Genomic DNA, 13,435 nt, shown 5'->3' with positions numbered 1-13,435 from the left:
GTGAAGAACTTCAATAAGCAAATCACTTTATCGCTGAAAAATCCGTTTATTTTACATCATGACGTTTACGGACAAAAAGTCCTTCCGGGATTGGCTTATATTGATATGTTTTATCAGATTTTCAAAGAGCGCGGCTATTCATACGACGGGCTTCAGCTGCGCCATTTATCCATATATCAGCCGCTTATTGCGAAAGAAGACAGCGCCGTCAAGCTTACGGTTGAATGTACAAAGGTAAAAGAAGGGCGCTGGAAACTTACCGCAAAAGGGGCTGAGGTCAGCGGCGGACGAGTACAGCCGGAAGAACGTATTTACGTCAAAGCGGAAATGCACGAGACGGCACCCGCAATTTTCAGTGACACGCTTGATCTTGACTCTGTCAAACGCGAGGCGGAACGCACCATCGATTTAAATGAGCTGTATGCACAATGCAGAAGCCAGGAATTGGTTCACAGCGGATATATGAAAGCAGAAGGAGAAGTGTTTGAGGAGCGGGACGGCGTCATCTTTGATGTATCGCTCGGAAAAGACGCGATGGGACAGGCCGGGGGGTTTTTGTTCCATCCGACTCTCCTTGACGGAAGCGGCGTCGGCGCAAACCTATTGATCTCATCGCTGTTAAATGGGGAAAAGAGGCTGTTTCTGCCTCTTTTCTACGAATCTTTTACAGCTTCCGAACCTTTGCAGGCCGGCTGCATCACGAGAATCAAACGTTCGTCGCTTCGGCAGGAAAAGGAGCTCATTTACATTACACTGGAGTTTTTTAACGCATCCGGCCGAAAAGTAGCCGAGCTGAAAGATTTCACAAGCAAGCTCGTGCGGGATGCCGAGCTGATCAATACAGAACGAAAGACTGCTGAGAAGTCTCCTGAAAAAGCCGGTTTACCGGAAGTTGCGGCATCGCTTGAAGGCGGACACCCGCATGAGGAAGCAGAGCGGTATGTCATGAATCTGATGGCGGAAAAAATCGGCAAGCCGCTTGAACAGATTGATTCTCAAGTCGGCTACTATGAAATGGGGCTGACATCGTCCGGACTGCTTGACGTCGTCGAAACGATCAGCGAAAAAATCGGCGAAACCCTTTCTCCGACTTTGCTGTTTGAATATACGACGGCAGCAGAGCTGGCAGCTTTCCTGACTGAGCAGTACGGGAGCCATTTCAGCGCGTCTCCGGCAAAAATGGAGAAGCCGGTTGAGCCGCAAACAGAGAGAAGACGGAAAAGCAGTGTTCCGCAAGATGAAGATATCGCGATTATCGGCATGGCCGGCCGCTACCCGCAGGCCGAAAATATTCATGAATTCTGGGAAAACCTGAAAGAAGGAAAAAACTGTGTCACCGAAATTCCGGAGTCTCGCTGGGACTGGCGCCGGTTTGAAAATGTAAAGTCGCCTTCCGGAAAGAGCATTTCAAAATGGGGCGGATTTATTGATGATCCGGATTGCTTTGATCCCCAATTTTTCCGGATTACGCCGCGGGAAGCTGAAACAATGGACCCTCAGGAACGGCTGTTTTTACAAACATGCTGGGAAACGATTGAGGATGCCGGATATACGCCGAAGTCGCTCGCAGAGGCGCGCGGACGGAATAAGAGACAGCGCGTCGGCGTCTTCGCAGGGGTGATGCATAAGGATTATACGTTGGTCGGGGCTGAAGCTTCTTCTGAAGATCATGTATTCCCGCTTTCTCTTAATTATGCGCAAATCGCAAACAGAGTTTCATATTTTTGCAATTTTCACGGGCCGAGCATGGCGGTCGATACGGTCTGTTCATCTTCGCTGACTGCGGTTCACCTTGCTGCGGAAAGCATTCGGCGCGGGGAATGTGAATCGGCGGTTGCCGGAGGGGTCAATTTGTCGCTGCATCCGAATAAATATCTGACATACGGTTTATGGGACATGTTTTCAACAGACGGGGTTTGTCATACATTCGGGAAAGACGGAGACGGCTATGTACCGGCTGAAGGAATCGGTGCCGTTTTATTAAAACCGCTGCGAGAGGCGGTAAAAGACGGCGACCGGATTTATGCGGTGATAAAGGGCAGTGCCGTCAATCACGTGGGGACAGTGAGCGGAATTTCCGTGCCGAGTCCTGTCGCGCAGGCTGATTTGATTGAAGAATGCCTGGACAAAGCGGGCATCGATCCGCGCACGGTCAGTTATATTGAGGCGCACGGGACGGGAACTTCTCTCGGCGATCCGATCGAGGTTCAAGGCCTTGTCAAGGCGTTCCGCCAGTACACACAGGACAAACAGTTCTGTTCGATCGGATCAGTGAAGTCCAATATCGGCCATGCGGAATCGGCTGCGGGCATCAGCGGCTTAAGCAAGGTTGCCCTGCAGCTTCACCATAAAACTTTGGTGCCGTCTCTTCATTCGGAGGAGCTGAATCCGTATTTAGATTTTGAACAATCACCGTTTTACGTCCAGCATCATACCGAAGCATGGCAGCAGCCATCAGTGACGGAAAACGGAACCGAAACCGTATATCCCCGGCGTGCGGGCATCAGCTCTTTCGGGGCGACAGGTTCAAACGTGCATCTCATTCTGGAGGAATTTATCCCTGAAGAATCACACGGAACAAATGCTGAACCGGCAGAAGAACAGACATTCATTTTCCCGGTTTCAGCCCGGAATGAAGAACGGCTAAAAGAGTATGTTGCGAAGCTGTCTGCATTTATTCATCCCGGCCTGCCGCTTGAGGATGCGGCGTATACACTTCAGATCGGCCGTGAACAGATGGAGGAGCGGGTTGCGTTCACCGCTCAGAATATGACACAGCTCAAAGAGCGGCTGGAAGGCTTTCTGGCGGGTAAAACGGTCAGCGGGTGCTGGCGGAACCGAGCCGATAAAAGCAAACAGGCAGAGCTTGCTCCGGACTTGATACATAAATGGCTTTCTTCCGGGAGACTGGAGATGATTGCCGAAAAGTGGGCCGGCGGAGGAACGATGGATTGGAATCTCTTGTACGGTGAAAACAAACCGAATCGGATCAGCCTGCCGACGTATCCGTTTGAAAAAATCCGGTATTGGGTGCCGAAGGCGGAGAAAAGAGAATCGCTGCCGCAAAAAAATGCAGGCATGCTGCATCCGCTCCTGCATGAAAATGTATCAAACATGTCAGGCGTCCGTTTTCGGTCCTCGTTTAGCGGCGGAGAATTTTTCCTAAAAGATCACGTCGTCAAAAACGAGCGGACGTTACCGGGCGCGGCTTATCTGGAAATGGTCCGGGCGGCCGTTGAACATGCGGCAGAAACGAAGGAAGAAGGAACAGTCCGGCTGAAACATGTCGTATGGATACGTCCGTTTACAGCGGCGGATGAGTCCGCAGAACTGTATCTCCGCCTTTATGACGAAGAAAATGGAGAGATGGGATTTACGGTTTACAGTGAATCGGCTTCCTCGGAAGAAGAGCCCGTACTCTATGCGCAAGGAAGCGCAGCGTTTGTCCGAGCGGGCGAACCGGCCAAAATCGAGATTGACAAATTAAGAGAGTCACGCCGTCTGATCACACCTGACGCTTGCTATCAGGCATACAAACAGATGGGGATTGAATACGGGGATGCTCACAAAGCGGTCACGGAAATCTATGCAAAAGACAGCGAAGTGCTCGCGAAGCTCTCACTCCCGTCATCTATTTCTCATACAAAAGATCAGTTTGTCCTCCATCCGAGCCTTTTGGATGCGGCCTTCCACGCGACAATCGGGTTAATGCTTGACAGAGACGGGACTGACATACGGCCGATGCTGCCGTTTGCTCTCGAACAGATTGATGTGTTGAAAAGCTGTAAAAGCGATATGTGGGTTTCCATTGCGTACAGCGGCGAAAGCAAGCCTGAAGATGCCGTGCAGAAGCTGGATATTGATGTATGTGACGAACAAGGCAATGTATGTGTGAAAATGACTGGTTATTCCGCACGGGAAATTGAAACGGATAAAACAGATACACTATTTTTTGAACACATATGGGAAGAGAAGGCCGCTGTACATGAAAAAGCGCCGATCCATTTCAAAGCCCGTCACGTGATGATATCTGACCGGTTTACGGATCAAATGAACAGCATACAGACAGACTTCAGCTGTCATGTGCTCCGTGATCAGCATAAGAGTGAAGACGAACGGTTTGAAGCTTGTGCGCTTCAGGCGTTCGAAGAAGTGAAGAAGATCCTCGCTTCAAATTCCGGCGGGCGCGAGCTCATTCAGATTGTCGTGCCTCAAGAAGCGGATACGCAGCTCCTTTGCGGCTTAACGGGGCTTCTGAAAACAGCGGCGCTTGAAAACCCGAACCTGACCGGCCAGCTGATTGAATTGGAGCCGGACGTCAAGGCAGACATTCTGTCCCGATATGTAAAAGAATGCAGCGCTCATCCTGATGATAAGCATATTCGCTATGAAAGCGGCAAGCGCTATACGGCACAATGGCAGGAAACAGGGCTTGAAAAGTTCGGCGCCGAAAAGCCGTGGAAGGATAAAGGTGTTTATCTGATCACAGGCGGTGCGGGCGGACTCGGATTTTTATTCGCCAAAGAAATCGCCCGGCATGCAAAAGACGCCGTTCTTATTTTAACGGGGCGTTCTCTGTTGGATAACCGTAAAAAAGCCCAGCTTCAAGAACTGTCCGATCTCGGCGCGCAAGCCGTGTACAAACAAACGGACATGACGGAAAAACAAGAAGTTCAATCGCTCACAGCGGACATCTGTCGGCAGTACGGCGGATTAAACGGTATCATACACAGCGCCGGAACGATAAAAGACAACTATATTCTGAAAAAGCACAAAGATGAAATCCGTGATGTACTGGCGCCGAAAGTCTCCGGGCTGGTTCATCTTGATGAAGCGGCAAAGGACATTGAGCTTGATTTTCTGATTCTTTTCTCTTCCGGAGCCGGAAGCGCTGGAAGCGCGGGCCAGGCTGATTATGCGATGGCCAATGCGTTTATGAACGCCTTCAGTGAAAAAAGAAACCGTAAAAAAGCCCGAAATGAACGCTATGGACATACCCTTTCAATCTGCTGGCCGCTTTGGAAAGACGGCGGCATGACGGTTGATGCTGAAACGGAAGCCATGCTGACAAAAGAAAGCGGCATGGTCCCTATGCAAACAGAAAACGGCATTCAGGCTTTATACCGCGGGTGGGCGGCAAACACATCCCAAGTCATGGTGACGGAAGGCTACGCCGCAAAAATCCGGACGTTTCTGAAAAAATCAGCGGATGATCAGCCGGATAAGGGCAGCGAAACGGAAGAAACGGCAGGTCTTACAGCAGGCGGAGAGAACATGCTTGCAGAAAAAACGGAGCATTTCTTGAAACAAGTGCTTTCGGAAGTGACCAAACTTCCTGTCGGCAAAATTGACGCCAAGGCGCCTATGGAAGATTATGGTATTGATTCGATTATGATTATGCATTTGACGGGCCGGCTGGAAAAGAGCTTCGGCTCATTGTCAAAAACATTGTTTTTCGAGTACCAGAATATCGAATCGCTGGCGCAGTATTTTATGAAAGCACACCGGGACACGCTGCTGGAAGTGACCGGGATGAAAATAGAAGAAACCCCTGCAGCCAAACCTGCGCTGTCTGAGAAAGCGAAAGTAAAGCCCGTTTTCAAACGGAATGAAGGCAAAAAAGGCTTTGCGCAAGTCCGTCCAGACACGCTGGAAAATCAGCAGCTGACGGAGCGTGAAGATATCGCGGTTATCGGTATATCAGGACGATATCCGCAGGCCGAAAATCTTCAGGAATTTTGGAAGAACTTAAGTGAAGGCACTGACTGCATAACCGAAATTCCAAACGATCGCTGGGATCACAGTCTTTATTACGACGCTGATAAAGATAAAGAAGGCAAGACGTACGGAAAATGGGGAGGATTTTTGAAAGACGTGGACAAATTTGATCCGCAGTTCTTCTCTATTTCGCCCCGGGATGCAAAATTGATGGACCCGCAGGAGCGGTTATTCCTGCAATGTGTCTACGAAACGATGGAAGATGCCGGTTACACGCGCAAAAAGCTCACGGGAAAATCGGGTGATTTGCTTGGCGCCAATGTCGGTGTTTACGTCGGCGTTATGTACGAGGAATATCAGCTTTACGGAGCCGAAGAACAGGCGCGCGGAAAATCGCTTGCGCTGACCGGAAATCCGTCATCAATTGCGAACAGGGCTTCCTATGTATTCGGTTTTAACGGCCCGAGCATGGCTCTGGATACGATGTGCTCTTCTTCTTTAACAGCCATTCATCTGGCATGCCAAAGCTTGCGGAACGGGGAATGCGAGGCAGCATTTGCCGGGGGCGTCAATGTATCCGTTCATCCGAATAAATATTTGATGCTCGGCCAGAACAGATTTTTATCAAGCAAAGGCAGATGTGAAAGTTTCGGAGAAGGCGGAGACGGTTATGTGCCCGGTGAAGGAGTGGGCGCCGTACTCCTTAAGCCGCTTTCTAAAGCAAAAGCGGACGGTGATCATATTTACGGCCTGATCAAAGGAACGGCCGTGAACCATGATGGAAAAACAAACGGGTATTCCGTCCCGAATCCGAACGCCCAAGCCGCGGTGATCAAACAGGCGTTAAAAGACGCCGGAACCGATCCGAGGGCGGTCAGCTACATCGAAGCCCACGGCACCGGGACTTCACTCGGCGATCCGATTGAAATCACGGGTCTGACAAAAGCCTTTTCAGAACAAACACAAGATAAACAGTTTTGTGCCATCGGCTCAGCGAAATCCAATATCGGGCACTGTGAAAGCGCGGCGGGCATCGCGGGTCTGACGAAGGTGCTCCTGCAAATGAAACATAAGCAGCTCGCACCGTCACTGCATTCCCGAACGCTTAACCCGAATATTGATTTTCCGAGTACGCCGTTCAAAGTGCAGCAGACGCTTGAAGAGTGGAAAAGACCGGTCATAAATGAAAACGGAGTAAATAAAGAATTGCCGAGAACCGCGGGGCTTTCCTCATTCGGAGCCGGCGGCGTCAACGCTCATATTGTCATCGAAGAATATTCCGCTGATGAGGATAAGGAGACGGCTTATGTTGCGCCTCATCCGTCGATGATCGTCCTTTCTGCGAAAAATGAGCAACGGCTTCAAAAACAGGCGAAACGTCTTCTTGATGCACTGCGGAGCGGGCGTTACCGGGAAGCAGATCTGAGCCGGATCGCATATACGCTTCAAATCGGCCGTGAACCGATGGAAGAGCGTCTCGGAATGATTGTCAGCAATTTGAGCGAGCTTGAAGAGAAGCTTGACGAATTTACGGGCGGCAAGGAGTCAATTGACCAGCTCTACCGCGGACAAGTCAAACAGAATAAAGACACGATGGCGCTGTTTGCGGCTGATGAGGACATGGAAAAAACCATTGAGACGTGGCTTGAAAAAGGCAAAGCCGCAAAGGTATTAGAGCTTTGGGTGAAGGGCCTTCCGCTGAATTGGGATAAGCTGTATCAAATGGGCAGACCGCAAAAAATCAGTCTTCCGGCCTACCCGTTTGCAAAAGACAGTTATTGGATCGACATATCAGCAGATGCAGCTGTCAAAAGACCGGCCGAAACACAGTCTGCGCCGATCGCACCGGCGGCCGCCCCGGAACCGATCATTGAAGTAACAACTCTTCACGAGGAGACTGTCAAAGAAAAACCGTCAAACATTACACTGCAGTCTTTGAGCGGCGCGAAACCGAAAAGAACCGTACAGCCCGCTTCCCGTCCGGCGGTTTCCGCTGAAAAAGTAAGTGCCGTATTGACCGAAAGTTTGGCAGACGTTTTATATATGGATGCCGACGATATCGACGCAGACGACACATTTATTGATATCGGCATGGATTCAATTACAGGTCTTGAATGGATAAAGTCTGTTAATAAAGCATACGGCACGTCCCTTACGGTGACGAAAGTATATGATTATCCGACAATCCGCCAGTTTGCGGCCTTCTTGCAAAAAGAGCTCGGGACAGAACCGATCCTTGAGGAAGCAACCGAACCGCAGAAAACAGAAGCCGTGAAAAAACCGTCAAACATCATGCTGCAGCCTTTAAACGCTCATAAGCAGCATGTGATCCAAGCAGAAGCGGATATTCTGGAGGCGATGTCAGAAACGGCAGCTTCCGCCGAACCGGAAGAACCGATTGAAGCGGTGCATGATGAGTTATCAAAAGCACTGGCTGATGTATTGTACATGGAGCGGCATGAAGTAGATATTGATGAGGCCTTTATTGACTTGGGTATGGATTCGATTACCGGTCTTGAATGGATAAAGGCCGTCAATAAACGGTACGGCACGGACTGTAACGTAACGAAAGTGTATGATTATCCGACAATCCGTCAATTTGCCGATTTTCTGCGTACGCAGCCGTCTGTCCGCGGAAGAAAAAAACAGACGGTTCCCGTACGTCCAAAGCCGCTTACGCAGCAACATGCCCCGCAGGAAAAAACACCTGCCGAGCCGGAGAGATTAACGGTTCAAAAGGAACCTGAACCGGTGCAGGCCAAACGGGAGCCTAAAGACGAGATAGCGGACGCGATAGCCATCGTCGGCATGTCGGGCAAGTACCCGGATGCGCCGGACCTAAAGACGTATTGGGACAACTTAGCCCGTGCGAAAAACGCCATTCGCGACATCCCGCTTTCCCGCTGGGATGTAAACAAATACTATGATCCGGCCTTAAACAAGAAGGGCAAAGTATACTGCAGATCAATCGGTATGCTTGACGGCATTGAAGAGTTTGATCCGCTGTTCTTTAATATATCTCCGTCTGAAGCGGAACTTATGGACCCGCAGCACCGGATATTTTTACAGGAAGGTTTTAAAGCATTTGAAGATGCGGGTTACAGCTCAAAAGAATTAAACGGGAAAAATTGCGGCGTTTATTTGGGGATTATGAACAATGAATACGGCATGATGTTAAACAAACATCAGACAGGAGGAAGCGCGACGGGCAACAGTTTCAGCATCGCGGCGGCCCGCCTGCCTTATTATCTCAATTTGAAAGGGCCGGCCATTCCGATCGATACGGCATGCTCTTCATCTCTCGTCGGGACTCATTTGGCGCGTCAGGCGCTGTTGAATCATGAAATTGACATGGCGCTTGTCGGCGGTGTGACCTTGTATTTAACGCCTGAATCATACATCAGCATGTGTGAAGCCGGAATGCTGTCTCCTGACGGCCAATGTAAAGCATTTGATAACAGTGCGAACGGATTTGTGCCTGGCGAAGGCGCGGGGGCGCTCGTTTTGAAGAGGCTGAAAGATGCGGAAGCCGATCAAGACCATATTTACGGAGTCATTATCGGATCTGGAATTAACCAGGACGGAAAAACCAACGGCATTACCGCACCAAGCGCGAAAAGCCAAATGGATTTAGAGCGCCAAGTGTATGAAGCGCACAACATCCACCCTGAGAGCATCACCTATGCGGAAATGCACGGCACCGGCACAAAGCAGGGGGATCCGATTGAATTAGAAGCCTTATCTTCTGTATTCAAGGAAAAAACGGACCGCAAACAATTTTGCGCCATCGGTTCGGTTAAATCGAATATTGGGCATACGTCGGCGGCGGCAGGTGTAGCAAGCGTCCAGAAGGTTCTGCTGTCGATGAAACATCAGCAGCTTGTGCCGACCCTTCATTTCAGCACGCCGAATGAACATTTTGATTTCGATGACTCGCCTTTATTTGTCAATACCGAACTCAAACCTTGGGAAACAGGCGGAGCACCGCGGCGGGCCTGTGTCAGCTCGTTCGGCTACAGCGGCACAAACGCTCATCTCGTTATCGAAGAGTATCAGCCGAAAGACCGGGGAAGCCGAAAGCCTGATGAGACAAACATTTTTGTGCTGTCGGCGAAAAAAGCGCCTCAGGTAAAAACCTATGCCGAGTCTGTGATCGAATTTGCAAAAGCCAATCAGAATATCAATCTTTCAGATATGGCGTACACGCTTCAAACCGGGCGTGATGCGATGGATTACCGTCTTGCGGTTACAGCCGGTTCGAGAGAAGAACTGATCAGCCGTTTAACCGATTTTGTAAACGGAAATACGGGTGAAGGGATATATGAAGCCCATATCAAAACGGCTAAAAAAGAAATCAAAGCATTTGAAACGGACGATGACCTGAAGCAGCTTGTGAGGTCATGGTTCGATAAGAAAAAATACGCCAAAATAGCGGAATTGTGGGCCAAAGGGCTTCAGATGGACTGGGACAGACTCTATCAAGGCAAAAAACCCCGCAGAATCAGTCTGCCGGCTTACCCATTTGCGAAGGAGCCGTACTGGCTGCCTGAGCCGAAAGCCGTACCGCAGGAAACAGAAGACCGGCGCGAGGCTGTGCTTTTAGAAAAGCAATGGGTTCCGTGTGAGATCGATTCGGCCGGTGAGAAAAGCGGCAAGACGGTCATGATTCTGGCTGATGCAAGAACAGCGGAGCTAGCCGAAGAGACTGCAAAGCATTTCGCTGACTCATTCATTCTCCCGGTCGATTCGGCTGACACTGCAGCTAGCGATTGGAATCACATAGATGGAGCAATCGATCTGACGGGATGCGGAGACGAAGACCCTTCACTGGAAGGGATCAGCCGGCTCCAGACTCTGATTGATACAAGCCGCCGGCAAGCGCGGCCGCTGACGCTGCTATATGTAACAAAAGGCTTGGAGCCATTTCAGCAGAAAACGATTCATCTTGCAGGAGCGGCAAAAAGCGGCCTGTACAGAATGCTTCAAAATGAGTATCAAAACGTGACGTCCAGACACATGGATGCCGATACAGATACGGATCAGCAGACACTTGCCAAACAGATTGCAGACGAATTTTCGGCGGACTGCACAGAACCGGAAATCTGCCGCCGAAACGGACAGAGATACCGTGCTTTATTCAGGGAGATTCCAAGCGGGAAGCGAGCAGAACATAAGCCCGCACCGTTTCCTGAAGACCATGTGCTTTTCATTACCGGAGGCACGAGGGGACTGGGTCTCTTATGCGCCCGCCATTTCACAGAAAAACACGGCGTGAAAAAAGTAGTGCTGACAGGCAGGGAGCCGATTCCTCCCCGTCATAAACGGTCAGCCGTTAATACGAGGCTGAAAGAGAAGATACGGGCGATTGAAGAGCTTGAAGCAAAAGGAGTGCAAGTGGCGGTGATCAGTCTGAAATTGTCTGATCATGATGCGGCGGCAGCGGAAATTGAAACGATCCGGCGCACGATGGGACCGATCGGCGGCGTCATTCATTGTGCGGGATCGGTTAATTCAGTAAATCCGGCGTTTATCAGAAAGACTGCCGACGACATACAAGAAGTGCTGGAACCGAAAGTCGCAGGGCTTCAAACATTAAGCAGCCTTTTCACAAATGATCCTTTGCAATTTTTTGTCTTATTTTCTTCAGTATCTGCAGTCGTTCCGGCGCTCGCGGCGGGACAGTCGGATTATGCGATGGCAAATGCGTACATGGATTATTTCGCGGCGGCTCATCAGCATCAATATCCGCTGGTCAGCATTCAATGGCCGAACTGGAAGGAAACCGGATTGGGTGAAGTCCGCACAGAAAGCCTGAAGCAGACCGGGCTGCTGGGACTGTCCAACGCGGAAGGACTTGACTTGCTGGACCGTATTTTATCTGAAAACATCCGCCCGTCCGTTCTGCCGGCTATCGTTGATCGGAGCGAATGGCATCCTGACAGGCTGCTCTGTCAAGTGAAAACACAAAAAGCCGTAGTAAACGGCAAAGCCGCGGAAAAACATTCAGACAGAGACCTGTTTCTTGATACGAAGGCGTGGCTTGTGAAACTGTTTTCCGATGAACTGAAAATCGCTCCGGAAGAACTGGAAACAGACGAACCGTTTCAGGATTACGGGGTTGATTCGATCATTTTAGCGCAGCTTTTACAGCAAATGAATCAAGCGCTCAAAGAGGACTTAGATCCGTCTGTTTTATATGAACATCCGACGATCGATGCGTTTGCCGAATGGCTTGTATCCAATGGGCAGCCGCTGCTTGCAGAAAGGGAGGAGCCTGATACACAAATCTTGGTTCCGGCTGCCGTACAAACGGTTCATACTGAACAAAAGCTTGATACCGTAACTGAAGACATTGCCGTCGTCGGAATGAGCTGCCGTTTTCCGGGAGCGGAATCGTTAGAACAATATTGGGACTTGCTGAGAAGCGGCAGGTCCGCAATCGGCTCCGTCCCGGCGGAACGTTTCGGATATGCAAATCAATACGTTGCGGGATTGATTGACAATATGGATCACTTTGATTCCGAATTCTTTTTCATTCCGGAAAACGACGCGAAAGCGATGGACCCTCAGGCATTGGCGGTGTTGGAAGAGAGCTTGAAACTTTTGTGCCATGCCGGCTATTCCCGTGAAGAAATCAAGGGTATAGAGGCCGGTGTGTATATCGGAGGCCGCAGCCAGCATCAGCCTGATCCTGAAAGTCTTGCGAATACCCGCAACCCGATCGTTGCGGGCGGGCAGAATTATTTAGCGGCAAACGTTTCGCAATTTTTTGATCTGCGCGGGCCGAGCATCGTGCTTGATACGGCTTGTTCATCGGCTTTGACAGGAATGAACATGGCCGTTCAGGCACTGAGGAGCGGCGATATCAAAGCGGCGGTAGTTGGCGGTGTCAGCCTGCTGAACACGGATGCGGCGCACCGGATGTTCCAAGAGCGCGGGCTGTTAAACGAAAAGCCGGCATTTCACGTATTTGACAAGCGTTCAGGCGGAGTTGTCCTCGGTGAAGGCGTCGGCATGGTGCTGTTAAAAACAGTAAGCCAGGCGCAAAAAGACGGCGACACGATACACGCGGTCATTAAGGCCGCCGCCATGAACAATGACGGCAGAACGGCAGGCCCGTCAGCTCCTAATATGCAGGCGCAAAAAGATGTCATGCAAAGCGCGCTTTTCAAAAGCGGCAAAAAGCCGGAAGACATCAGTTATATCGAAGCAAACGGATCGGGTTCCGCTGTAACTGATTTGCTTGAGCTGAAGGCGATTCAATCCGTATACCGCTCTGGCCAGCATGTTCCGCTCGGCATCGGGTCAATTAAGCCGAACATCGGGCATCCGCTTTGCGCAGAAGGCATCGCAAGCTTCATTAAAGTCGTATTAATGCTGAAGCATAAACAAACGGTTCCGTTTCTCTCAGGAGATGAACCGATGCCGCATTTTGATATAACAAAGACAGATTTTCATTTTCATAAAACAGCCGGCGAATGGGATGCAGCCAGACCGTCAGCAGCCATCAACTGCTTTGCCGACGGCGGAACGAACGCCCACGTCATTCTGGAAGCTTGGGAAGAAAAAGACACCCGAATGAAAAGAAAGCCGCTGCCGGTACCGTCATTAAGACGTAAGGCTCTGGTAAAAGAGCCTGACGCACCGGCGGAGAAACAAGAGCTTCCTGCGAAAAAAATGTTTTGGAAAGCATTTAAATGAGAGAGGAGTGGGAAGG

General features: G+C 50.3%; 1 protein-coding gene. It reads left to right on the top strand.

Features of this window, described 5'->3' with window-relative positions; translation table 11 throughout:
• Window positions 1-13,419 carry a type I polyketide synthase gene (locus AC1RRX_RS10390; protein WP_144464326.1) on the top strand — a complete coding sequence of 4,473 codons (13,419 nt, stop codon included), beginning with the start codon at window positions 1-3 and terminating at the stop codon, window positions 13,417-13,419.
• Window positions 13,420-13,435 lie beyond the last annotated feature (16 nt).

The sequence above is a fragment of the Bacillus sp. GW821-FHT11D08 genome (assembly GCF_058808515.1).
The sequence above is the reverse complement of the archived record's forward strand: the minus strand, read 5'-3'. Positions and strand labels throughout refer to the sequence as shown.